Origin of the sequence: Caballeronia eucalypticola (assembly GCF_047608185.1) — a bacterium.
Lineage (GTDB): Bacteria > Pseudomonadota > Gammaproteobacteria > Burkholderiales > Burkholderiaceae > Caballeronia.
In genome coordinates this window covers 93,129-117,689 of sequence record NZ_JBLKRU010000016.1, presented here as the reverse complement: position 1 = coordinate 117,689, position 24,561 = coordinate 93,129, and the positions used below count along the sequence as shown (strand labels likewise).

Here is a 24,561-nt window from a genome sequence, read left to right as displayed (position 1 = left end):
AGTCTGCCCCTTCAGATGTTCAAGTCGGAAACGCCGGTATCGAAATGCGGAGCCCAGAACGCCACTGATTCGGCGATCTGCTCGACTACCTGCCGATCCTTCGGTTCGCGTTCCTTGAACGACAACTCCAGACATATTTCGTTATCCTTTCCACCGCCCTCTTGAATGGCGGCGATCAGCGGCGCTGGCTGAATGCGGCCGCGTGCGTTGAACTCGGCCGTGAAAGGATGGTGACCGCCTTTGTCCATCAGCGACTGCTTGATATGGATGATCGGCGAGACACGCGGCACCGCACGCGCCCAGGCGTACGGATCGAAGTCGTCGGGGTTCGTGCTGGTAACGTCACCGTGATCGATGTCCGCCATCATCCACATGGGCACCGCCATATCCGCAGCGCTCAGGCGTTCTTGCAGCGCCAGACACGCACTGATCGTCTCGCCGAATTCGCGCCCGACCGACATCGGCTCCCAGAACACGTACTTCAACCCCGCATTCTTCGCGTGTTCAGCGACCTCGGCCCAGCAGTCGATGGCTGTCTGGATCAGCGCCTCGCGACGGCTGGCATCGTCGAAGTCGCGGTACGTGAAGATGGCGAACTGGGTGCCGATTGAATCGCCGCCAAGATCGGCCGTGATGTCAGCGAACGTCTTGAACCAGTCGACGTAATAGCGCCGTACATCGGCATCAGGATGGCCGAAGTGATTGAGCCGTCCGTAGGGGCCAGTCATGCCCGATGTAATCCTCACTCCGGTTCGCGCCATCGCCGCGCGCATCTGGCGCGTCAGGCGTCGCGTGGTGGCTGCCGGCCACGACGGGTTGATGAACTCGTGCGTGAGCTGCACGTCGCGGATCTTCATCTTGTGCGCGATAGCGTCGATAAGATCATCCGGCTCCGCGAAGCGATTCACTAGCGGATTGGTGTTGAGTGCGAGAGTGAAAGCCATGTTCGTCTCGGGTTGTCTCGTGTTGTATGCGAACGATCGCAGCTATATTCAGGCGGTTTTTCTATCGAGGCCTTCGAACCACGCGCCGAACGCGGCCGTTTGCTCGGTGCTCATGTGCAGTCCGTGCTTCGTGCGCCGCGTCAGGATGTCCGGCGCGGTCTCCGCCCACTCATGCGTCATGAGATAGCGCACCTCGGCCTCATAAAAAACCGGTCCGAATTGCCGGCCGAGATCGCCAAGTGACTTGGCCGAACCGATCACCTGCGCCGTGCGAGCACCGTAAGTCCGCGCATAGTGAAGTAGCAGATCTTCCGGCAGCCAGCCATACTCCCGCCGCAAACGCGCGATGAATCGCGGTACGTCCGCGCCTTCGATTTCGCCTCCGGGCAACGTTGCAGTCGACGTCCAGTCTTTCCCCATGTCGGGAAAGGTCGGCCGCAGGCGTTGCATCGCATGCTCCGACAGTTTGCGGAAGGTCGTGATCTTGCCGCCGAAGACATTGAGCAGAGGGGCGCCGCCGGTGGTGTCGAGATCGAATACATAGTCGCGCGTCACTGCCGACGGATTGCCTGCGCCATCGTCGTAAAGCGGGCGCACACCCGAGAACGTCTGTACCACATCCTGGCGCCGCAGCGGCTGCTTGAAATATCGGTTGACCGCGGCCAGCAGATACTCGATTTCCGATTCGTCGATCGACACGTTTTCTGGCGCACCGTCCCAGGGGATATCGGTGGTGCCAATGAGCGCCTTATCCCCTTCGTAGGAATTGATGAAAATCACCCGCTTGTCGTGGTTCTGCACCAGGTAGGAATGCGGGCCGTCCCAGAACTTGGGCGTGACAATATGGCTGCCCTTGACCAGTCGCACCTTGCGGGTCGAATGGCCGCCGGCCACGCGCTCGATGACATCGGCCACCCACGGACCAGCGGCATTGACCAGCGCCCGCGCGGTGACAACGCGAGTTGTACCGTTGCGCGTGTTACGTAACTCGATGCGCCACACATCGCCTTCACGCCGCGCCGACGTACAGACTGTGCGCGTGAGCACCTGCGTGCCACGCTGCGCCGCGTCTACTGCGTTAAGAACGACGAGGCGGGCATCATCGACCCAGCAGTCGGAATATTCGAAACCCCTGTGATACTGATCCTTGATCGGCGCACCTTCAGGACTGCGCAGCAGATCGAGGGTACGCGTACCCGGCAGCTTCTTGCGGCCGCCAAGGTGATCGTACAAAAACAGCCCCAGCCTGACCAGCCACGCCGGGCGATCGTCCGGGCTGTGCGGAAGCACGAAACGCAGCGGCCAGATAATGTGCGGCGCCGCGTTGAGCAGCACTTCGCGCTCGATCAACGCCTCACGCACGAGCCGGAATTCGTAGTACTCGAGATAACGCAAGCCGCCATGCACCAGCTTGCCCGAGCGCGACGACGTGCCTTGCGCCAGATCGTCTTTCTCGCACAGGATCACGGACAGCCCGCGGCCCGAGGCATCGCGCGCTATGCCCGCACCGTTGATGCCGCCGCCAATGACGAACAGGTCGACCATCTGGCTGTCGCTCATCTCACCGCCCCCCGTTCGACTTCGTTTATGGTTGCGCCAAGGGCGACGGGATGACTCCTGGCCCTCGCCTGTTGTGCCATTGCGTCCCACACGGGTTCCAGTGCGCGCCGCGCCTGCTGATACACGGGGAACGCCTTCGCGTAGGTCTGCATATGATCGGGATCAGGCGTCTCGACCGGTCCCAATAGCGGCGTGACCCACTCGCCAATGCACGCCTGCATGTCGGGATAAACACCGAGCGCGACCGCCGCCATCATGGCCGCGCCAGCCGCGCCCGCCTCTTCGCGCGTGGACGTTCGCACGGGGGCGCCAACGACTGCACCGAGCACCGCACGCAACATCCGCGACCGGGTCGCACCGCCGGTTAGCCGCAGCTCTGCGGGCATCGCGCCGCCCATTGCTGCATAACAGTCGCGCGCGGCCATTCCAAGCCCCTCGACCACCGCAAGCAACATATCGGGGAAACGGCTTTCGCTCGTGAGTCCCGTGAAATTGGCACGCGCGTTGGCATTGACGAATGGGCCGCGCTCGCCTGCATCGGAGATATAAGGGTGGTAAAGGTGCGTGCCCGGCCGGCCGGATTGCAGCCATCCATCGATACGTTTCACCCGGTCGGCTTGCGAGAGCGGCGTACCGAATTCCGCGAGCAGGTCACACGCCAGATTCAAGAGCCAGTCGATGTTCAGCGTCGCCGCCATGTTCGACTGCACCTGCGCCGACATGCCGGGCATTGGCAACGCGATGACGTACCCCGTGCCCTCGGCGTTCAAATAAACATCGGTGTTCTGCACTGCACGCATGTGCATGCCCGTCGATCCGATGATCGAACAGGTAGCGCCCACCGCGCCCTCTGTATGGATGCCGGCGCCCAACGCCGTCAGCACGATATCGACGAACCCCAGGCACACAGGCGTTCCTGCCAGCAAGCCCGTTGCGGCCGCGGCTTCAGGCGACAGCGCGTGAGTGACCTCGGTGCCATCGACGATCTCGGGCAACAAACCTCGCCGCGCCGACAGCCCGAGGGCTTCGATTACGGCGTCGTCATAGCGGCGAGTGCGGAAGTTGCCATAGGTGAAGGTCGCCTCCGACGGGTCCGTTGCGCGCACTCCGGTGAGCTTGAGATACAGCCAGTCCTTGCAATGCAACGCGACTTCCGAGCGGTCGAGCACCTCGGGCGTCGTGGCATCCATATGAGCGATCTGCGCGCCCTGGCTGCAGGCCGCCAGCCCGGTACCCGTGGCCTCGAAGCGAGCCCGGCTGGCTGGGTTGGTTTGCAGCCGCCGCACGGTATCTGCAGCGCGTGCGTCCAGCCAGAGCCAGGCGTCGCTCGCGGGCTTGTTGCCCGCGCCGACCAGCCACGTGCCATCGCCCTGCCCCGTCACGGCCACTGCAGCCGTGCGCCGCGCCAGGCTATCGACCTTGGCGCCGAGATCGCGCAGCGTCTGCGCGCAGTCGGCCCAGGTTTGGTCCAGTGATTGAAAGGCCGCGCCATCGGCGCTCGTGGTGTATCGGTTAGGAACCGATGCAACCGCGATCTGCCGCCCTGCCAGATCGAAGGCGACCGCCTTGATGACCGAGGTGCCGGCGTCGATACCGATCAGGAGATCGCGTCCGGCGCCCGCGCTGGATGATGGAACTGTCACGCTGCCGCCTCCGCGTCGATTGTTCCGCGATTCAACGCCAGCGCCGTGGCTTCATCGGTAATCAAGCCGCTGAGGAGGCCGCTATTCAGAACGGCGCGGATCGCCTGTACCTTTTCAGCGCCGCCCGCGATAGCGACGATTCGCCGCCCAGTCAGATCAGCGAGATTAGGGGCTACCGTGCGCGCTGCCAGCGAGGTTTCAACGGACTTGCCCGCGTGATCGAAGAAGTGACCTAGCACCTCGCCCTGGCCGCCCATGTCGCTCACTTCGCGGATTTCTTCGGGCTCGATCATCTGCGATGCAACGAGTTGTGCGTCGGGCTGTGCGGTGCCAATACCGACGATCATCAGGTCCGCATGCGCCGCGAGATCGAACACTTCGCGCACGCCGCGTTGCGACAGCAATACTTCGCGGTCTTCGGCGGTATTGGCGAAAAACGGCAGCGGCAACACGTAAGAAACGGCGCCGGTTTTCTCAGCCAGACGATGGATCACGTCGTAAGGATTCGCTGTGTAGTTACGCGTGACGCCGCCCAGCAGCGACACGAAACGCACCTTGCCGGCCTCCATGCGCGGCATGTCGGCGACTACGGCTGCCAGCGTACGGCCATGCCCCATGCCGATCACGCCGCCTTGGCGCGCCGCAATCTCGCGCTGCAGAAAGTGCGCGCCGGCCACACCCAAGGCACGCAACGGCAGGCCAACCTCGTGCAGATCCGGAACCACCTCGCAATAAGCCAGCCCGTAGCGGTCGGCAAGCTCGGCTTCCAGCACGACGCATTCGGCGACGTCGCCATCGATCGTGACCTTCACCGCGCCGCTCTGGTTGGCGCGCGTGATGAGCCGATGCGCCTTGACGTTGCTGACCCCAAGACGGAGCGCGACATCGGCCTGCGTCTGTCCGGCGGCGTAATGCAACCACGCCGCCCTGATCGCAAGGCTGTCTTCGGCATCACGCCTGTCGGCGGATTTCGTCATGTCTTCTCCGTGCCGGACGAAAATGATTTTTTTTTCGTCTGCTGTAATTTATTTCATCTGTGCCAAGGATAGCAAGCAAATCTGCAGTTAGCATCCGCGCAAACCCTTACTCGCCGGTCGCGGCGCTCAGCACACGAATTCAGTTGCGTGGGATGATTTGCGCTCGACATGGCGGATAGGCGAGCGATGAACATCGACCCTTTGAGCGACAGCAAGATAATCGAGTCGTGGAAGCAGAATGCTTCGCCCTGGACGCATGCGGTGCGTGGCGGTGAAATCGAGAGCCGGAGATTAGTAACCGATCGTGCAATCCTGGATGCGGTTCTCGCGTGCAGGCCGCGGAACGTCATAGACCTGGGATGCGGCGAGGGCTGGCTTGCCCTTGCGCTCCAGCAGAATGGGATCGAGGTGACGGCGGTGGATGCGGTGCCGGCATTATCCCTTGCCGCGAAGGAAGCGGGTGTTCTCGACAGCCGCGTGATGTCTTACGAACAGATTGCAGAAGGGCTGCTGAAACAGAACGCCGATATGGTCGTCTGCAATTTTTCATTGCTCGGCGAGGAGTCGGTAGACCGCCTGTTGCGAGCCATTCCAAGCTTGCTCAAGCCGAACGGCACCCTGATCGTGCAAACCTTGCATCCGATAATTGCGTGCGGCGACCTGCCTTACGTCGATGGCTGGCGGGCAGGTTCATGGGCAGGATTTGGTCCCGATTTCATCGATGCCCCGCCCTGGTACTTCAGGACATTGGGCACCTGGCTTGAACTCATAAGGACCAGCGGATTGACGCTGCACGCGATGCAAGAGCCGTTAGATCCACGAACCGGCAGGCCGGCATCCGTCGTTTTTCACGCGCATCGGAGTACATGACAGATTCAGCCACGAGCTACACGGACTGCAACGCCAATACGATCATCGTCACGAGAGACACGACGAAGATCGAAGCGCCGATCGTCTTACGGCGAGTGAGTTCGGTCCACAGCAGCACGCCGGTGATCGACAGCAAAATGAGACTGCCCGCGATCGAATCCGCAAACAGGATCCAGCCAACGCCCGCGCCTTCCGACCGATGCATGCCTTCAAGCGTGTTGATCAAGCCCTGATCGCGGCGTTCGACGTTGACCAGGTTGCCGCCTTTCCACATATCGGCCGTCACCAGATAATGCGGCGCGATGAAGCGGATCACCCAGTGCTCAGGCTGGATCACCGACTGGTCGCCCCACGTGACGGGTTTAGCTTTTTCACGCGTGACGCGCTCGGCGGGCCGGTCGAGTTTCAATTCGGACTGCAGATATTGTGCAAGCTCATTCGGTGTTTTTGGCGGCGGCGACGGCATGGCGACCTGGATCGTCGATACGCTAGGGCCGCCGACCTTGATCTTCATCGTCGCGCGATGATTCTGGAGAATCCCTGTCACGCCGAAGAGCAGGCCGAGTGCCGCGCCCCACAATCCAATCCAGCCGTGGACCTTTCGAAGCCACTTGAGGAAGGTGCTGCGGCGAGAGCGCGATTTCTGCGCGCTGTCCTGGGATGCCGCGGTCGGCTCGACGTTATTTTTTAGTGTGCTTGCCTGCATGGTGTCGTGTGGGTCTGCTTAAGCGCGAAGCGCTAGAAGTCGAATGTGGAACTGAGCTCGAGCGTGCGCCCAAGGCCAACACCGATCTGGTTCGATCCGACTGCGCTCCAGTAACGCTTGTTGGTCGCGTTTTCGAGGTTCGCCTGGATCGTTGCCCGCTTGCCGAAGATGCGCGTGGTGTAGCGCAGGCCGGCGGTCAACAACGTGTAGCCGCCTATGGACGCCTGGTCGAGATCGTTCACGGCGCGAGGCCCGATGTAGTACATGCCCGCGTTGACCGAGAGCCCGGCGACGGCTGGGATGCGATAGTCGGCGAACACGCTCGCTGTGACGTGGGCAGCGTTTTCCGGTGTCTTGCCGATCAGTGTTGGATCGGGCGAGTCGACCTGGGTCGCGTCGAGATACACCGCGGAAGCGATGACCGACAGATCGCGCGTCACGTCTCCTTGCAGCGAAAATTCGACGCCTCGATACCTTGCATTGCCGTTCATCACGAAAACATTGTCGGCATTCGTGCCGGCCGCCGGCTGACGCAGGTTGAACAACGCGACCGACGCAAGCATGTTGTTCGTGACCCGCGTCCGGATGCCGATTTCTTCCTGCTTGCTGACGCCGGCAGGCAGGATCTGGTTGGCGTTTTCGGCGGTGGCAGGGGCGCTGCCTTCTGACTCCAGCGCCTCCACGTAGCTCGCGTAGACGCTGGTGTTCGGCGTCACTCTGTAGCTCAGACTAGCGGAAGGCGTCGTCCTGCTGATATCGGAGTAAGGGGTTCCCGCCTGCGATGTGACGTATTCGGATTGCCGCACTCCCGGGATAAATTGCAGCCGTGAGGTCAGGTCGATCCGGTCGTACACATACGCGCCGCCGTTGCGAATATGCTGCGCGAAGAACTGCTTGGGCGTGCCGCTTGGCGTCAGCGCGGTGATCTCGACAGGGTTGTAAAGATTTTGCGGCGCAGTGAACGTGTAGGACGTGAAATTCGGCTGATACATCCAGTCTTGCGAGACGCCCAGCGTCAGGTCATGACTGATCGAGCCGGTCTTGAACACGCCATTCGTTTCAAGGCGGACCGTCTCGTTCTGGTACCGCTGGCCATTTTGCTGAGTGGCCTGCACGGTGCCGGCACCTGTTGTCACGTTGTATTTCTGGAAGACCCAGTTCCAGCGATCGCGCCGCGTGATGGACTCGCCCGCAGCAAGATTCACGCTCCAGTTATCCGACAGCGCGTAGTTGGCACGGAACAGGTTCGTGTCAGCACTTGAACGCGTCGGATAGCCTGCGCCCGACAACAGCTTGTTCGGATTCGGTACACCCGGCAACGAAATGACGCCCTGTTTGTTCGGCGCGAGCGGCACGATACCCGCTTGCTCGACAATGCTGGTCTCGATGTGTTCAAGATCGTACTGGAGCGTCAGGCGGCTGTTCACACGCCAGTCGAGCGCTGCGCTGATGAACTTGCGGTATCCATGATCGCCCTCGATCGGAGCCTCGACATGTTCATCCATCGCATTGATACGCACCCCGAACTGATCGTCCGTACCGAACCGGCGGGCGATGTCGACATGCATGCCGAACGACCCTCGCGAGTCACCGAGCAGCGAGACGCTTGTTACCGACTCGGTGCCCGCGCGCTTGGTCACCATGTTTACGATGCCGGCTGGTGCGGCAAAACCGTAATAGAGCGCGGACGCCGCTTTCAAGACTTCGACGCGCTCCTTGTCCTCCATCGGCATCCAGATGTTGTTATCGATCGGCAGGATCCCATTGAAGTAAAAGCTGGCGCGGTTATCGAGCGGGATGCCGCGAATTGACAGGTTGTCGTAAGCAAGACCACTGAGTTGCTGGCGCGTCACCCCCGCCACGTTGCGCAGCGCGTCGTAGAGACCGGTGTCGCCCTGGGCATCCATCACGCTTCGCGTCACCACGTTCACGGTAGCGGGCACGTCGAGCACATCCATTCCACGATACGGGCCGGTTTCGACAGATGCCGGCGTAAAGCCGTGCGCCCGCTGGCTGGTGACCGCTACCGGCGGTAGTTGCTGGGCGTTGGACTCATCCGTTGTGGGAGTTGCTGTGCTGCCGGTTGTATCGGCCATTGCCGGCCGTACTGCGATGCCCATCAAGCCCGCTGCCAGCAACGCGCTGACGACCGGACCTCTTCTGGCGAGCTGCAACCGCCTGCCCGCCCCTTTTCCCCGACGCATGTAATAAACCCTTGAATGAGCATACGAGCGCGATCCCGGATGCCGGCGTCAAGCCGGTTCGAGGTATGCGCATCTTCCATTCGTTTAACAAATAGGAATGATTCGTGTTTATATTATTATTTATGTAAAAAATCAAGTGACACTTTTACGTCGGGAGACTGGGGAGGCGCTTGGATGACGGTCGGGGTCACGTGCCTGTCTCGTATGCGTTCTAAGCGTTATCGATAGGAATGCTGATCATATGGCTGGTACCTGACGCATTGAAATAGCCAGTTCATGCTCGCGCCCGCTTCGGCCGTTCGACATTGCGATCCGGATCACCGACAATCGCATATCTCACTCAACAACTTGAATGAAAGCTAAAAGAAATCTTTCTGCGCGCTGATTGGTGGCAATGCCGACATACCCAATGCTTTCCAATAACCTGAGTCCCCGCTTTCCTACCGCCAATCCATGCTTTCAACTTCGAGTGCCGCGCTGATGACGTTAGGTTGCGTTATCGTGCTGATCATGCCGGGCCCAACAAACACGTTGCTTGCTACCACCGGTCTGAGGTGGGGTGTAAGGCGCTCGGTTCATCTGACTGGCGCTGAATTCGCTGGCTATTTCGTATCTATTTCAGGCTGGGGATATTTCCTTTCTCATGCAGCGACTTCGCTAGCCTGGCCGCCCACGCTCTTGCGCGTGGGCGGCGTTGCATTAAATGGCGCGGGCATCGCCTATACGGCGGGCTTTTTCGAGCGGCGGACACGCATACGCCACGATCTCAATCAACATCTCTTCCCGCGCCAATCCAGCGACAACAATCGACGCCCGGTTTGGAAACGGCGCTGAGAAATGCCCCCGGTACACCGCGTTGACAGCCGGCAACCACGTGCGATCCGTCACATAAATCAGGATCTGCGCGACATCGCGATGCGACGCTCCGGCCGCGCTCAGTGTCTGCCGCAAATTCTCAAACACCTGACGCGCCTGCTCGTCAATACCACCCGTTACAACGGCGCCATCTGGACCTATCGGTATCTGCGCTGTATAAAGCGTGCCGTTGCCGAGCACAGCCCATTCGAAGAGCTGCGTTGGACTTGCCGGCAGCCCGGTCTCGATTGCACGCACGTCGCTTGCAACAGTGGAATGCATATCGGTGGTATCAGAATCCATCGTCCGCGCCTCCCGCGCCGTGTGCTCGTGACGCCAGAGATTCCGGGACGAGCACCTTGCTCTTCCACGCGATCAGCCGGTCGATATGCGCAGCATCGACTTCAATCCCACGCCAAAGCGCCTCGCGATAACGCGCATCGAATTCCACTGCGTCGACGGCTCCGGCGACGTCTTGCTCTGGAACAGTAATCCCTTTGAATGTGGCCCCGTCCACTCCACACCACACCGTGACTTCCGACGACGTTTCGCTCGCACTTGCATTGAAACCCAGGTAGCGCGGATAGTTGTCGTGCCCGGACGTCGTGGCGAAATGCCGGCCCGCGTTGTCGCGCCACGATAGATCGAAGCGACGCCCGCGGGAGGACATCACCTTCAGGCCATACAGTGCCAGCCGTGGAGACAGCGCGTTGGATATTCTCACCGTACCCGTGCGCGCCTGCGTCGCCCTCGCCCATGCCAGTTCGAACGCAAGCAGGCAACCCGCTAGCCCGTTGCAAGAGGCCGTGTGTTCCGCGCTTGCGCCCTGCCTGGCCGAAAGCGCCGGTTCGACAACATATTCCTCCTGACGCGCGACACCCAGAAGTCTGTCAATCGCCTCCATGCCATCCAACCCAATCGCATGCAACCACACAGCCGCGTCCGCCGCGTCCTCATAATCGCCTTGCTCCCAGCCGCTGCCTTCCAGCGCGCTGCGGCATAGCGAATTCAATTCGTTGATTGCCATCTTCATGTCATGCACCTCCCCGTTCGTTGCCGCCCGGCACGCAGGGAAACGCCCAGTCATCGACCATGTCCGGCGACAGATCGTCGAGCGTCGGTGCTCCCTGATATAGCGTGACCCGAACCCACAGGTTCGACTTCGGATCGAACTTGCTTGCACCGAACATCGAGAGCTTGGCGCGCATCAGGTCGATGGGCAGCATGTCCTGCGCGAGCAGGTTGTGACGGATTTCGCCGTAAGCACGCGACGCGAGCGTCTGGATTCGCCGCACAATGGCACGATATTCAGGGCACTCGGCGACAAACTCCGAGACAGTGCGAGCGTTGTCGTCCTGTGCCTTCAGCTTCGTGTGCAGCCGCCAGACCTGACGCGCAATGTCCAGCGGCTGTTCCAGCTCAGCGCCCGCTTCGTGCGCACGCACGCCGAGTCTGGGCTCCTCCTTCTCGGCTGACCGGTACCAGAAGAAGTGGTCATCGTCACGTTGCCCGGCGGGCTGCTTCATCACCCATCCGTAGTCGCGTTCGACGAGCCGGAGCAACTCGCCCACCGACATGTCAGGATCAAGTGTCAACACGTCATCGACTGGCGTCGCGGTTTCGATGGAATCCACCAGACCCGGATAAAGCTCGATCAACACCGTCACGAGAATTTCCTGCGTTGCACAGGAGAGTTGCTCATCGGCCCACGCAAGCAACTTGCTCCAGCGAAACATGCTCTTCTGTTCGTAGGTGATCTCCAGTTCACGCGCGAGCTGCGGCAGCTCGCCGATAATGAGCGCATTGCGTGCTGCTTCCGGCGGATGGTCTGTATGAACCTGCGCCACGTGACGCCTCGCTCGCGCGATCAGTGCCATGGCGCGCTCGAATGCGTCACGCTCGACCACTTCAACCGCAAGCACGCGCGCCAGCGCCGTTTCGCGTGCCCGTATCCACTGATCGACCTGTACCGGATGGCGCACAAGGAACGGCGCCATGCCAAGACCGGTTGCATTACCCACCCCGAGATAGCGGCGAAAGCTGTGCGCGAGCTTGACCGCTGTACGCGGATTCCGGCGTGACGCAACGTGTTCGACCAGCCGCACGCTGAAATCGCGCAGCACGAATACGGCACACATCTGTGCCGAAAAGCCCCGGTTGAATGCGTGACTATCGACAAGCCTCGGATAATCCGCAATGCCGAACTTTCCGTTGCCGTACACCGCTGTCGTACGGATCAGATAACCGACCCGTTCAAATGCGGCAGGGTCCGGTTGCCTGCCCGCGGCAAGGCAGTCCGCAACGTAGCCGAAGTTGCGCACGCTCTTGTTCGCGCGGCACAGGACCAGGTCATTCGCACGCAGCCGTCCCGCTTCCTGCAACGGCACGTTGCCACGCAAATACTCAATATCGGCAGCACTTGGAACACCGCAAATCAACGCCGAAGTGATGTCCCACTTTTGCGCAATGACGCGGTCGGTACGCTCCGCGTCATCGAGGTATTGCGAGAAAATCACCTGGCTGTAGCGCTCGCCATACGCTTCGATGGTGTAGATGCAAACCCCGAATCCGTTGTCATCGAGATCCATGTTCGTGACACGGATACGCCAGTTGTCGTGCGCCATGCGCCGCACCAGTGAGCGCACGAAGCTCAGGCGCGTGCCGTGCATCGCGCCAAGACGTTCAGGACGATTCGTGATGTCCGGACTGCGTAACGGCGCGCAAGGAAAGGCCACTGCGCGCGCCGGCTCACCGGCTTCCTGCGCCCGCTGTTGTTCTTCATCCATGATCTCGTCGATTGTCATCAGTGCACCCCTTGCTCTGCGGCCATCGTGCGCGCTATGCGAACAGCGTCCCACAGCGAGGGCAGGATGATGATAGACACAGGCACCGCCGTAATGACAATGAACGACTGCAGTGCACTCACGCCGCCCGCGCCCATCGTGATCAGCACCGCGCCCACCAGACCCATGCCCACGGCCCAGAAAATCTTCAGCCAGTTTCCAGGCTCCCCACGATCCCCGGTCACCGCCATGGCGATGGTATAGGCCATGGAACCGCCGTTGGTCACCACCGAGAAGAAGCTGAGGAACAGGAACAGGGCGGAAATCAGGTTGCGTAGCGGCATGGCTTGAGCCACGCCCAGCAACAGCGCTTCAGGTTGCGTGCCGTGGCCGATCACCGCGCCCGGCGACTTCAGTTCAATGCCAATTCCCGTTCCGCCGACCAGCGTGAACCACAGCATGGTGATGATTGGTGCTGCGATTGACAGCAACACCACTACCTCCCGGATCGTACGGCCTCGCGAAACCTTCGCAACGTAGATCGCCATGATTGGCGCATAGCCGATGAACCAGCCCCAGTAGAAGAGCGTCCATGAATTGAGCCACTTGCCGTCGCCGCGATACATCGCTGTCTGCGCGAAATCGACGATATGCATAGCAAATGCCTTGAAGAAAACCGTGGTGAGAAACGCCGTCGGCCCGAACAGGTAGAGGAATGCAGCCAGCCCGAGCATCAGCCACACATGGATCTTGCAAACAAAGCGCAAGCCTTCGAGACCGGCGATACACGCCGCCGTAAAGATGGCGGTGACCGCCAGGATAACGAGCGCCTGCGTGGTGATAGTATCGGGCACGTTCCAGACGGAATGCAGCACATACGCGATCTGCAAACCGAGAAAACCGATCGGTCCAATCGTGCCGGCGGCAACCGCGATGATCGACGTTGCATCGGCAATGGCCGCGATCGGTCCTTTGAGCGCACGTTCGCCAAACAGCGGATACAACAAGGTGCGCGGCGCAAGCGGCAAGCCCTTGTCGTAATGCAAATGCATCAACACAATGCTCAGCAGGCTACCCAGTACCGCCCATGCGAGAAAGCCCCAGTGCAGGAACGATTGCGAGAGCGCCGCAACGCCTGCCGCATACGTCTTGCCCTCTACTCCATAGAAAGGCGGCGGATTGACGAAATGCATCAAAGGCTCGGCCGCCGCCCAGAACGCGCCGCCGCCGGCCAGCAACGCACACATGATGATGACCACCCAGTTGAAGGTCGAGTTGGATGGAACTTGTCCGATGCCGCCCAGTTTCACACGTCCGAGCTTGGAGAACGCAATGCCGAGGCTGACCGAAAAGGTGGCGAGCATCAGCACTTGCCAGTAGAGTCCGAAGCCTCTTGTGGCCCATCCGAATGCGGTGTCGACAACTGATGATAGCCAGCCCAGATTGACCAGCGCCGCGATCAGGAACAGCAGGAAAAATCCACCGCTGATCCAGAAAATGGGCCAGTCGATGCCCCCTTTGCGATGCTCCGATGCTGGGCGATTGGCTGCGATGCTCGGCGTAGTTGGAATTTCCATGTCTCCTCCGGGAGGATAAGTTGTTGAGGCGCCAGGTCCAATTCGTCGTTGGTTCAAGGTGGCGTCGAGTGATTTTTTTCAGGGCTACGTAGCGAGATGGTTAACTCACGACGGACTCACCCGCCGCTGCCGGCGCGTGCCGGTCACGGCTGTTCTCTGCATCGCGCAAAATTCTTATCCAGTTGCCGCCCATGATCTTGGCAACGTCGGCTTCGGAAAAACCTGCCTTGTCCAGCGCGGAGGTCAAGTTCGGAAAGTCTGCACTGGATCGGAACCAGTTCACGGGTTCAGGCCATGCCGCATTGTTCGCGCTTCCTTCGCCGAAATCCGTCTCCTTGCTCCAGCGGCCGTTGCGCATCCACTCAAGCACGCTGTACGGTTGCCCTTGGCACAGGTCGCTGCCAATGCCAACGTGATCAACGCCGAGCAGATCGACCGTGCGCGCCACCATGTCGGTAAATTCTCCGGGCGTGCAGCGGCTGCCGTTTCTCAAATGGAACGGATAGAGACTGAAACCAACCAGACCGCCGCGTGCCGCCAACGCACGCAATACACCGTCCGATTTGTTGCGTTTGGCTTCGTGAAAAAAGCTCGGATTGGCGTGGCTGATCACGATCGGCTGGTTCGAGATGTCGATAGCCTCCAATGTCGAGCGCTCGGCGCTATGCGACATGTCCACGACCATTCCGACCCGGTTCATTTCCTTGATCACCACCCGGCCAAACCGCGTGATTCCACTGTCAGACAATTCATAGCAACCGGTCGCAAGCGGACTCTGGTTGTTGTACGTCAGTTGCATGGTGCGCACGCCGAGATCGCGGAAGACCTCGACGAGGCCAATGTCGTCTTCAATCGGCGAACAGTTTTGTAGTCCGTACAGAATCGCAATCTTGCCGATACTTTTTGCGCGCAACACGTCGTCCATCGTGCGAGCCGGCATGACAAGATCGCCGTGCTGTTCGTAAAGCGCGTTCCACCCGGCAATGCGCGACAGTGTTTCGCGCGCGTTCTCCCAGTAGACGATGGTCGCGTTGACAGCACTAACGCCGCCGGCGCGCATCTCTTCGAAGATCTGCCGGTTCCAGTTCGAGTACTGCGTGCCGTCGACGACAAGCAAGGAGCTATGCAAGGTCATGAAGTGTCTCCAGCCGTCAGGCGCGTGTGTAAGAAGTCTTCAGCGTCGTATAGAACTCAGCCGCATTGGGGCCCTGCTCACGCGGACCGTAGCTTGATGATTTGCGGCCGCCGAACGGCACGTGATAGTCGGTTCCCGCAGTCGGCAAATTCACCATCACGCATCCGGCCTGCGCATGGCGGCGGAAATGCGTGGCGTGCTTGAGCGATTGAGTGACGACTCCCGCAGTCAGACCAAACTCTGTGTCGTTCGAAACGGCCAGCGCTTCGTCGTAGTCGCGCACGGGTATCACGCAGGCGATCGGGCCGAACACTTCGTCACGATTGAGCTGCATGTCGTTGCGGCCCTCGTCGAACAGAGCCGGCGACATGCAATACGCGCGTTCAGGCTGCGCAAGATGCTCGCCGCCGATCACGAGCCGCGCGCCTTCGCGCTTGCCGATCTCGATGTACTGAAGATTCTGGTCGAGCTGGCGTCCATCGACGACCGGACCCATCTGCACGCCGTCATCCAGCGCGCGTCCCACCTTCACGCTGCGCAGTTTTGCGGTAAGCCGTTCGACGAACGTCCGGTGCACGGCGTGCGTCACGATCAGCCGCGACGAGGCCGTACACTTTTGCCCCGTGCCGGAATACGCCCCCTGGAACGCGCATTCGACGGCGAGGTCGATGTCCGCATCGTCAAGTACGACAAGCGCGTTCTTGCTGCCCATTTCCATCTGCAACTTGATCAGGTTCGGCGCAGCGACGGCCGCGATTCGCCGGCCTGTGTCGACCGATCCGGTAAATGAAATTCCGTTGACTGAGCGCGACGCCGCCAGCGCGTTGCCGACCGATGCGCCAGCGCCCATCAACAGGTTGAAGGTGCCTGCCGGCAACGCCTGGCGGCTGATGATTTCGGTGAGCGCCCACGCACTGCCGGGCGTCAGGTTCGCAGGCTTGAACAGCACGGCATTACCGAACGCGAGGGCGGGCGCGATTTTCCAGCTGGCGGTGGCCATCGGGAAATTCCAGGGCGTAATGACGCCGATAACGCCGATCGGTTCACGCTGGATATCGATCTCGATACCCGGGCGCACGGAATCCGCTTTGCCGCCCAATTGCCGAAGGACTTCAGCCGCGAAGTAGTGAAAAAACTGGCCCGAGCGATAAACCTCGCCCACACCTTCCGCCAGCGTCTTCCCCTCTTCCCGCGCCAACTCCCGTCCAAGTTCCTGGCTACGGGCGATCAGTTCATCGCCAATGGCGCGCAGCACGTCGTGCCGCTTTTCGAGTCCGGTCGCGGCCCAAACCGGTTCCGCGATGGCCGCAGCGGTTATGGCGCCCTGCACTTGGGCGCTGGTCGCCTGCGCGTAGCGGCCAATCAGGTCGTCCGTGTCCGAGGGATTGCGGTTCTCAACAACTGTCTCGCCGGCTACCCATCTGCCGTCCATCCAGTTCAAAAAAGTCTGCGAATTCATATCGGTCTCAATGCGTTTGACATGTGACCGATTCTAGGAATATGCGTAAAATAATCAAAACCAATTACGTTAATTAAGTTATTTGGAAAACTTATTCCCGCTATGGATCGTTTCCCCGATGTGAAGATCGCGCAGTTGCGGCATTTCGTATCCGTCATCGAGCATGGCGGCTTCAAGGCTGCCGCAAAGGCCGTATTTCGCAGCCAGCCGGCTTTATCGCTGTCAATGAAGGAGCTGGAAACCGCGCTCGGCGCTCCACTATTCGAAAAGGGCAGCCATGCGACGCCAACGCCTTTTGGGTCGACGTTTTATGGCGAAGCGAGGAAACTCGTGGAACATTACGAGCGCACGCTTTCAGCCGCAATCGATGTCGCGCGTGTACGCGGCGGCAGCGTGCGGCTCGCCGCCGTGCCGTCGATCGCGCACGAAATACTGCCGCGCGCGATCAGCCGGTTCACCGCGCGCTATCCCGGCATCCAGCTTCACGTGGAGGACGGCACCGCCGCGTATATCCACGAGCGTGTACGCTCCGGCGCAATCGATTTTGGCATCGCGGGCGAGCCCGAGCAGGAATCCGAGCTGAGTTTTACGCCGCTGATCGCGGACGTCATGTGCGTGGTCGTGAACTCCGGACATGCGCTTTTCAGGCATCGGCATGTTGAATGGAGCGACCTGTCGGGATACCGGATGATCGGCAACGGCACGCTTCGCGCCTTGCCGCCAGAAGTGCGTGAAGCAGCGGCCGTACAGGACGAGATCTTTATCGCCAATACCACCACGCTGCTTGCCGCTGTGGAGGGAGGCGTGGGGCTTACCGTGCTGCCCTACCTCGCGAAACAGCGTTACCGCGACGCGCTGCGGTTCATTCCAATTGACGCGCCTCGGATCGAGCGTACGGTGGGATTCGTGGAGCTTGCAGGAAGATCGCTCAGCCCGGCATCGGATGCATTGCGAGCAAGCTTCGTTGAAGACGTAAATGAAACCCGCTTCCCGGAACTCGTGCGGCGCTTGCTTCCGGATCAAACATCGGTTGCTGTGAAAGAAGACGGACGCGTAAATCCTGTTCGTCGCCCATGATTGGCTTCCTGCCAAGAAGCCAGCCCTCAGTTTCAAATGACTTGTTGCGATGCAGCATTTATCGGCCTATGCTCTGGACAAGCCGGACATTTATCGCGCACTCAAGCGACCCGCATCAATTTCCCGCAGCGGACACATCCCTGACTTAATTCGCACCCTTCTTTTCGTTACGATTGATACCTTTATTAGGTATCCGTAGCAGATGGTCTAATCCGTGGAGCACTTCATGACTTCCGCCACATTCTCGCCGTCTCTCGGTGAGCTTTCGACCAACTGGTTGCGCCTTTTTACCGACACCTGCGAAATGCTCAGCGCGACCACCCAGGTCGTTAAAGTTCGCACCACCCGCATGGCGATGGCCGGCCCATTGCCCAATGAACGCGACCGGGTTGAGTTCAGCCTGATGAGCCGGGAAAAGAGCGAGGCTGCATCTGAATCGATTCAGGCGATGGGTTCAGGATTGGTGAGCCTGGGCATGACACTGGCAATGGACACCAGCAAACATATCTGGGCCGCGTCGGAAGCGGCGTCGGCCCTGGCGTCAAGCCGATCCGCCACGCAATGGATTGAATGCCAGGCAGCGCTGCTGAAGATCGCGGCAACCTCTCCGGCCGATCCTTTGCAATTGGCCAGTTCAACCACTCGTGTAGTCCGGGAAAGCCTTGCACCCATTCACGAGCGTGCAACGGCGAATGCAAAACGTCTGGGTGCGCTTTGACAGTCACCGAGTCAAGGCCGCCACTTCGTCGAGACTATCAGCCGTTGCGCACTCACAGTGTGGACAGTGCCTCAAAGGTCCCGTGCAAACTGAACGGCGTGTCGGAAACAACGCTGTGGACGCTTTACGATCGTGCATCGGAAGCCCGCCGCGCTGACGGCATTCTCACCGACCCGCACGGCGTGCGTATCTGCGACGCCATCGATTACGATTTCGAGCGTCATTTTGGAGAACCTGTTGGTTCGTTTGCCGCGCGGGCAGCACAAATCGACCAATTGTTGAAGCAATGGCTCGAACGCCATCCGGATGGCATGATTGTGTCCCTTGGCGAAGGCCTCGAAACGCAGGCTCATCGGGTGGACAACGGCGAGATGCGCTGGCTCACCGTCGATTTGCCGGCTGTGATCGCGTTGCGTGAGCACTTCCTGCCTTCGTCCGAACGCATGCGCCATGTTGCTGCAAGCGTGTTCGAGCCGGGCTGGATTGAACAGATCGAGCCGGGTCCCGATGTATTCATCGTGGTTCAAGGCCTGTTCATGTATCTGGACCCTGAAGCCGTGCGCCGCTTGTTTATCAAGATCGTCGATCATTTCCCCGGTGCTGAAATCGTGTTCGATGCCATTCCACGATGGTTCTCCCAGTTGACCCGGTGGGGCGTCATGCAAACGCCGCACTATCGGCTGCCGCCCATGCCGTGGGGTATCAATAGCGATGAAATAGCAGCATGCCTGCGCAGTTGGTCGTCACGCATCGCGGCATTGAGTGTGCTTGAATACGGTGCGCCCCGTGGTTGGCCAAAGCTGACGGAAGACCTGCTTCGTATGAATCCGCTGACTAAAGACCATTTACCTTATCTGGTCCATGCCAAGGTCAAGAATTACTGACCAAGTACCGGTTGGCGATTAGCGAAACACACTCCCAAGCAGCAGCTCATGCGCAAAGCCGCCAAATAAGCCGCTAAAGCGCATGTGAACCCGTGCTTTAGCAGACTTGCAGCACATTGATCACGCGGCTGGCGAGCAACGCCTTGGTGTTGCGCCCGTATTCAGCCATATGCGCGGAGGCGCCATGCGCCTTCAATGCATCGGCACCTTCCCAGCGTTCGATCACGGCAAACGTGTCATTACCCAGCGGTGTCTGAATTCCACCGAAGTCGGGTACATCGATGACCGCTTCATAGCTGATGCATCCCTTTTCCGCCAGCACCGCCGGACGGTTCTTGTGAAATAAAGCGAGGACGGCATCGCGTGAACCGGGTAGTGCAGTGATCGTGGCAATGACGTGAATCATCCGGACATCTCCTTTCGTGGTTTGGCATGGATTGCCGCTCATAATCATAGCCGCGTCGGGCTGGAGATGCTGCGGGCGCCGCGTTAACGGCAGATCCCTGGAAATGTCGGGCCCGGCATTCCGCTACCGTACACAGCATGACAAACACCCTAAAATCCCACCCTCGCGCACCCAGCTTTTCGCAACACGGCGGCCACCATCCCGTCCGCGTGTAAACTAGCGAACTTTTTGACTCTGGTGGTATGGTGCAAGCCCCTCAGCGCACAGCTTTCAGCGGCCCGACGCTCATTCGCCTACTGGCTCGCCTAGCGGATGTCGAAGTTACCGAATCCAGACAAGCGCTCTCGGACCGGCTGAGCCAATGGATCCATTGGACAGACGCCATCGCGCTGTCCACGGCGCTCAACGGCAATCCGCCTTCCGCGACCCCCAGTGCGCAAGCCATTGGCAGCGCGGAGGAGACCGAGTGCGCTCGCGTGCTCGGTGCGCTGGCGAATGCCATCACCGGCGGTGGCGGGTCTGCCGCCGCCAGGCGGCACGGGTCGGTGCAATCGTCCTCGCACACAGTACCCGTGGACGATGCTATCGACTATCCGGCTTTTCGTCAGACGTATCTGTCCATGCAGCAAACGATGGAGACGGGTATCGGCAGTCTGCGCGCTCGCCTGCGGATAAAACTGGCCGCAAGGACGCCCGCCATGATCCGGCTTGCGGAAGTCGATGCCGTCATGGAGCGCGCGCTAAGTCCGCGAGAGCGGAGTTTGCTCGCCACTGTGCCCGGGTTGCTCGGCGGGCACTTCGAGCGCTTACGCAAGGCCGAGCGGGAAATACTGGCCGATGCCAGCGCGTCCCAAGCCCCGGAGGACGCCCCGGCAATCAAGCCGGGCGCTTGGCTAAACGCGTTCCGCAAAGATATGCAGAGCGTGCTGCTGGCCGAACTGGATCTTCGTTTTCAACCGGTCGAAGGGTTGCTCGCGGCTCTTCGCACCAGCTAACTGGGACGCTATGTCCAGATATCTGAATCTTGTCGTTTTTTTGGTCGGTCTGGCCGCTGTGTGCGGGATTGGAGCGGGCTACATCGGCTCGAACCCGCTGGCGCTGGCCGTCACTTTATTGATCGGCGCCTGCTATCTGGCCGGCGCGCTGGAGTTGCAACGCTACAGCCAGGCCACGTCCACGTTGACGCTTGCCGTAGCGGATCTGTCCGGACCGCCGCCCGGCTTGGGCGCGTGGCTCGACCGGCTGCATCCCAGCTTGCGCAATGCGGTGCGCCTGCGCATCGAGGGCGAGCGTGTAGCCTTGCCCGGCCCGGCGCTTGCGTCTTACCTGGTCGGCTTGCTCGTGTTGCTGGGCATGCTGGGCACGCTCCTGGGCATGGTGGCGACCCTGAGGGGCACAGGCATGGCGCTGGAAAGCGCGACGGACCTGCAGGCTATCCGCGACTCGCTGGCAGCACCTGTCAGAGGGTTGGGATTTGCGTTCGGCACTTCGATTGCAGGCGTGGCCACCTCCGCCATGCTCGGGCTGCTTTCCGCATTGTGCCGGCGTGAGCGTATCGATGCCGGGCAGATGCTCGACGTAAAGATCGCGACCACGTTACGCATTTACTCGCAGACCCATCAGCGCGAGGAAACCTTCAAGCTCCTGCAGCGGCAAGCCGAGGGGATGCCTGAACTCGTCAACCGGCTGCAGATGATGATGGCGACCATCGAGCAACAGAACCTCGCCGTCAACGCGCGGCAGATCGCCAGCCAGGATGCCTTCCATGTGAACACCGAAGCGACCTACGCACGGCTGGCTTCATCGGTGGAACGGTCGTTGAAGGAGAGCGTCGCCGACAGCACGCGCGCCGCCGGTGCAGCGCTGCAGCCAGTCATGGAGGCCACGATGGCGGGCCTCGCCCGCGAGACGGCTTCGTTGCATGCAACGGTCACCCATGCCGTGCAGCAGCAACTGGACGGGCTGACAAACGGCTTCGAGGCGAGCACCACGACCGTAGCCGGTATCTGGAATCAGGCGCTAGAGGGACATCAGCGATCAAGCGAAGCGCTGGTCCAGCAACTGCGGACATCGCTGGATCAATTCACCGGCACCTTCGAGCAACGTTCAGCTGGGCTGCTCGACGGCGTTTCCGCGCGTCTGGACGCCACGGCCGGCAATGTGTCCGCGGCGTGGAACGAAGCGCTGTCGCGGCAAGAACTCGCCGGCGAAAAGCTGGCGAATCACAACCAGCAGGCGCTTGCTGCGGCCGCAGCGACCTTCGAACAGCATTCGGCTTCGCTGTTGCGCACGATTGAACAATCGCAGGTGGATCTACAAGGCGAACTCGTATCACGCGACGAGGAGCGGCTCGCCGTCTGGACCGAGACGCTCGGCTCCATGGCCTCTACGCTGAGCCGCGAGTGGGATCAGGCGGGCACGCGCACCGCGACCCGGCAACAGGAAATGTGCGACACGCTGGCGCAAACCGCACGCGATATTTCGGCTCAAACACAGGCGCACGCCAGCAACACGATCGCCGAAATCGACCGGCTCGTGCAAGCAGCATCGGAAGCGCCCAAGGCCGCGGCAAACCTGCAGGCGGAACTGGCATCGCGGGACCTGCAACGGCTGGCAGCCTGGACCGAGACGCTCGGTTCGATGGCCGCTACGCTCAGCCGTGAATGGGAGCAGGTTGGCACGCGCACCGCGAGCCGGCAGCAGGAGATTTGCGACACGCTGGAACAGACTGCGCGCGAACTATCCGCCCAGACGCAAGCGCATACCAGCAGCACGATCTCCGAAATCGAACGGCTCGTGCAAGCGGCATCGGAAGCACCCAAGGCTGCGGCTGAAGTCGTGGCCGAACTGCGCCAGAAGCTCTCCGACAGCATGGTCCGCGATACCGCGATGCTCGAGGAACGCAGCCGTCTCCTGGCCACGCTGGAAACCCTGCTCGACGCCGTGAACCATGCGTCTACCGAGCAGCGTTCAGCCGTTGACGCGCTGGTCTCGACATCGGCGGGTTTGCTGGAACGTGTAGGCACTCAGTTCGCCGACAAGGTTGAGGCCGAAACCGGCAAGCTCGGCGCCGCTGCCGCGCAGGTCACGGGCAGCGCGGTCGAAGTGGCGAGCCTGGGCGAAGCATTCGGCATGGCGGTACAGCTCTTCGGCGATTCGAATGAAAAGCTCGTGACTCATCTGCAGCGTATTGAAGTCGCGCTGGACAAGTCACTCGCGCGCAGCGACGAACAGCTTGCTTATTACGTGGCGCAGGCTCGGGAAGTGATCGACTTGAGCATGATGTCGCAGAAGCAGATTGTGGAAGACATGCAGCGGCTCGGGGGCCGGCGTGCGTCTGCCGGAGATGGAGCCGTGGTCGAATGAGCGAGGATATCGACGGCGGCGTGGAGACGTCCGCGCCAATATGGCCCGTCTTCGCCGATTTGATGTCAGTGCTGCTGGGCGCCTTCATGCTGATCATGGTGGGTGTCATTGGCGTGCAACTGGAGTTGTCTTCCAAGCTTGAACACGAGGTCAAGCAGCGGCAGCTGGAAACCCAACGCCGCAAGACTTTGGAGCAGGCGCTCGCCGGGCCGCTGGCAGCCGGCCGGGTGACGCTGGTCAACGGGCGTATTGGCATCAACGGCAGCGTGCTGTTCGCGCTCAACTCCGATCAATTGCAGCCCGAAGGCCGGGATGTGCTGAAAAGTCTGGCTGGCCCGTTGACTGCTTATCTGCAGGCCAACGACCAGATCCTGATGGTAAGCGGTTTTACCGATGACCGGCAATTGCGTGAGGGTAACCGTCGTTTTGCCGATAACTGGGAACTGTCGGCTCAGCGCGCGTTGACCGTAACCCGTGCGTTGATTGATACGGGCGTGCCCTCCTCCTCGGTATTCGCGGCCGCATTCGGTTCGCAACAGCCCGTGAACTCGAATGCCGACAACGAAGGACGGGCAAAGAACCGGCGAGTGGAAATAGCGCCTGTCCCAAGGCCGTCGAGCGCAACGGTGAAGTCCGGTGAATAGCGAGGTTAGGGCAGTAGAGAGCGGATTCCGTGCGACGCTCGATGCATGGCGCGAGCACGGCGCCGATCGGCTGGATCCTATTCGATTTCATTTTATGGAAGCGCTCGATCGGCGAGCGGCGAGCCATAGCGGCGAGGCGCGACGCATTCTGGATGCTAAGCTATCCAGATTAATTGAAAAATATGCCGGCGATCTGGAAAACGCCGAGTTAGTAACCTCTGATGTTGACAAGTCCGCTAGTTACTCGCTGGCCGGGCTGGTTGAGTATGTGAGCCGCAGTGCGGCGGCGAATGCTGACGGCCGCTCCTCTTATCCAGACATGGAGATGCTCGAGTACTTCAGGAAAACCTGGACCCAGCTCAGTACCGAGAGACAATTTCGACAGTCGCTTGCGCAAGTCCCCGGCAATGCCGGTCCGCTCAATTCGAGTAGCCTCGTGCATCGTTCGCTCTCGCTGATGCGCGAATTGTCGCCAGGGTATCTGCAGCAGTTCATGTCGTACATCGACGCTTTGTCCTGGATGGAGCAGATGAACGGCGGCAGCGCCGTGCCGGAAAAAGAAGCGCCTCGCGCTGGAAGCCCGCGGAAAAATACGCGCAGCAAACCACGCTAATCACCTGACCATGTCACGAATCCACGCGTTAGCTGGATTGAAAGTGCGCTTTAAAACGCTCGCCAAATAAAATAGACTGAGAAAATGGGGCGCCTGATTTTGCGGGCTTCGTCAATCATCGTCCCGGTTGATACTTCCCG

General features: G+C 60.5%; 21 protein-coding genes. 8 read left to right on the top strand and 13 right to left on the bottom strand.

Going from position 1 to position 24,561, the window contains the following annotated elements; translation table 11 throughout:
• Positions 1 to 11: 11 nt before the first annotated feature.
• The 4 genes from ACMX25_RS19825 to ACMX25_RS19810 are packed head-to-tail and all read right to left on the bottom strand — an operon-like array spanning position 12 to position 5,124.
• Positions 12 to 944 carry a sugar phosphate isomerase/epimerase family protein gene (locus tag ACMX25_RS19825; protein ID WP_414951776.1) on the bottom strand — a complete coding sequence of 311 codons (933 nt, stop codon included), beginning with the start codon at positions 942 to 944 and terminating at the stop codon, positions 12 to 14.
• Positions 945 to 992: 48 nt separating this feature from the next.
• The gene (locus tag ACMX25_RS19820) at positions 993 to 2,504 is read right to left on the bottom strand and encodes a glycerol-3-phosphate dehydrogenase (RefSeq protein WP_414951775.1); all 1,512 of its coding nucleotides are present in this window, start codon (positions 2,502 to 2,504) and stop codon (positions 993 to 995) included.
• On the bottom strand, positions 2,501 to 4,147 hold the full coding sequence (locus tag ACMX25_RS19815; RefSeq protein WP_414951774.1) for an FGGY-family carbohydrate kinase: 1,647 nt from the start codon (positions 4,145 to 4,147) through the stop codon (positions 2,501 to 2,503). Before ACMX25_RS19815 ends, ACMX25_RS19820 begins: the two co-directional genes overlap by 4 nt.
• Positions 4,144 to 5,124 (bottom strand): sugar-binding transcriptional regulator, encoded by a 981-nt coding sequence (locus ACMX25_RS19810; RefSeq protein WP_414951773.1) that lies wholly within the window; start codon positions 5,122 to 5,124, stop codon positions 4,144 to 4,146. The genes ACMX25_RS19815 and ACMX25_RS19810 overlap by 4 nt, the downstream gene beginning before the upstream one ends.
• Before the next feature lie 186 nt (positions 5,125 to 5,310).
• Here ACMX25_RS19810 and ACMX25_RS19805 point away from each other — a divergent pair, with 186 nt between their 5' ends.
• On the top strand, positions 5,311 to 5,994 hold the full coding sequence (locus ACMX25_RS19805) for a class I SAM-dependent methyltransferase (RefSeq protein WP_414951772.1): 684 nt from the start codon (positions 5,311 to 5,313) through the stop codon (positions 5,992 to 5,994).
• A gap of 16 nt (positions 5,995 to 6,010) precedes the next feature.
• On the opposite strand, the gene ACMX25_RS19800 is transcribed toward ACMX25_RS19805, so the two are convergent.
• The 8 genes from ACMX25_RS19800 to ACMX25_RS19765 all read right to left on the bottom strand — a co-directional run bounded on the left by ACMX25_RS19800 (position 6,011) and on the right by ACMX25_RS19765 (position 16,713).
• Positions 6,011 to 6,700 (bottom strand): PepSY-associated TM helix domain-containing protein, encoded by a 690-nt coding sequence (locus ACMX25_RS19800; protein WP_414951771.1) that lies wholly within the window; start codon positions 6,698 to 6,700, stop codon positions 6,011 to 6,013.
• Positions 6,701 to 6,732: 32 nt separating this feature from the next.
• Positions 6,733 to 8,904 carry a TonB-dependent siderophore receptor gene (locus ACMX25_RS19795; RefSeq protein ID WP_414951770.1) on the bottom strand — a complete coding sequence of 724 codons (2,172 nt, stop codon included), beginning with the start codon at positions 8,902 to 8,904 and terminating at the stop codon, positions 6,733 to 6,735.
• Positions 8,905 to 9,603: 699 nt separating this feature from the next.
• Positions 9,604 to 10,062, bottom strand: coding sequence for a RidA family protein (locus ACMX25_RS19790; RefSeq protein ID WP_414951769.1), 459 nt, complete (start codon positions 10,060 to 10,062; stop codon positions 9,604 to 9,606).
• A complete protein-coding gene (locus ACMX25_RS19785; protein ID WP_414951768.1) occupies positions 10,052 to 10,792 on the bottom strand; it encodes a DUF3726 domain-containing protein in 741 nt (246 codons plus the stop codon). Before ACMX25_RS19785 ends, ACMX25_RS19790 begins: the two co-directional genes overlap by 11 nt.
• 1 nt (position 10,793) lies before the next feature.
• Positions 10,794 to 12,563: a hypothetical protein gene (locus ACMX25_RS19780; protein ID WP_414951767.1), complete on the bottom strand. Its 1,770-nt coding sequence runs from the start codon at positions 12,561 to 12,563 to the stop codon at positions 10,794 to 10,796.
• Positions 12,563 to 14,119, bottom strand: coding sequence for a BCCT family transporter (locus tag ACMX25_RS19775; protein WP_414951766.1), 1,557 nt, complete (start codon positions 14,117 to 14,119; stop codon positions 12,563 to 12,565). Before ACMX25_RS19775 ends, ACMX25_RS19780 begins: the two co-directional genes overlap by 1 nt.
• Positions 14,120 to 14,219: 100 nt before the next feature.
• Positions 14,220 to 15,254 carry a dipeptidase gene (locus ACMX25_RS19770; RefSeq protein ID WP_414951765.1) on the bottom strand — a complete coding sequence of 345 codons (1,035 nt, stop codon included), beginning with the start codon at positions 15,252 to 15,254 and terminating at the stop codon, positions 14,220 to 14,222.
• Positions 15,255 to 15,270: 16 nt separating this feature from the next.
• Complete coding sequence (locus tag ACMX25_RS19765; protein WP_414951764.1) at positions 15,271 to 16,713, bottom strand: aldehyde dehydrogenase family protein; 1,443 nt, start codon at positions 16,711 to 16,713, stop codon at positions 15,271 to 15,273.
• Positions 16,714 to 16,815: 102 nt separating this feature from the next.
• Here ACMX25_RS19765 and ACMX25_RS19760 point away from each other — a divergent pair, with 102 nt between their 5' ends.
• From ACMX25_RS19760 to ACMX25_RS19750, 3 genes are all read left to right on the top strand, one after another.
• Positions 16,816 to 17,790, top strand: a complete 975-nt coding sequence (locus tag ACMX25_RS19760; protein ID WP_414951763.1) for a LysR family transcriptional regulator — start codon at positions 16,816 to 16,818, stop codon at positions 17,788 to 17,790.
• A 214-nt stretch (positions 17,791 to 18,004) separates the two neighbouring features.
• Positions 18,005 to 18,508, top strand: a complete 504-nt coding sequence (locus ACMX25_RS19755) for a polyhydroxyalkanoate granule-associated phasin (protein ID WP_414951762.1) — start codon at positions 18,005 to 18,007, stop codon at positions 18,506 to 18,508.
• Between the two features lie 98 nt (positions 18,509 to 18,606).
• Complete coding sequence (locus ACMX25_RS19750) at positions 18,607 to 19,392, top strand: class I SAM-dependent methyltransferase (RefSeq protein ID WP_414951761.1); 786 nt, start codon at positions 18,607 to 18,609, stop codon at positions 19,390 to 19,392.
• A 97-nt stretch (positions 19,393 to 19,489) separates the two neighbouring features.
• Here the strand turns inward: ACMX25_RS19750 and ACMX25_RS19745 are convergent, their stop codons facing one another.
• Positions 19,490 to 19,798, bottom strand: coding sequence for a putative quinol monooxygenase (locus ACMX25_RS19745; protein WP_414951760.1), 309 nt, complete (start codon positions 19,796 to 19,798; stop codon positions 19,490 to 19,492).
• A gap of 242 nt (positions 19,799 to 20,040) precedes the next feature.
• Between ACMX25_RS19745 and ACMX25_RS19740 the strand changes: the two genes are divergently transcribed.
• Genes ACMX25_RS19740 through ACMX25_RS19725 form a run of 4 tightly spaced genes read left to right on the top strand, consistent with a single transcriptional unit; the run spans position 20,041 to position 24,421 of the window.
• Positions 20,041 to 20,793: a DUF3348 domain-containing protein gene (locus ACMX25_RS19740; protein WP_414951759.1), complete on the top strand. Its 753-nt coding sequence runs from the start codon at positions 20,041 to 20,043 to the stop codon at positions 20,791 to 20,793.
• Positions 20,794 to 20,803: 10 nt separating this feature from the next.
• Complete coding sequence (locus ACMX25_RS19735; protein ID WP_414951758.1) at positions 20,804 to 23,164, top strand: DUF802 domain-containing protein; 2,361 nt, start codon at positions 20,804 to 20,806, stop codon at positions 23,162 to 23,164.
• Positions 23,161 to 23,808 carry an OmpA family protein gene (locus ACMX25_RS19730; protein WP_414951757.1) on the top strand — a complete coding sequence of 216 codons (648 nt, stop codon included), beginning with the start codon at positions 23,161 to 23,163 and terminating at the stop codon, positions 23,806 to 23,808. Before ACMX25_RS19735 ends, ACMX25_RS19730 begins: the two co-directional genes overlap by 4 nt.
• Positions 23,801 to 24,421, top strand: coding sequence for a DUF2894 domain-containing protein (locus tag ACMX25_RS19725; RefSeq protein WP_414951756.1), 621 nt, complete (start codon positions 23,801 to 23,803; stop codon positions 24,419 to 24,421). Before ACMX25_RS19730 ends, ACMX25_RS19725 begins: the two co-directional genes overlap by 8 nt.
• Positions 24,422 to 24,561: the final 140 nt, after the last annotated feature.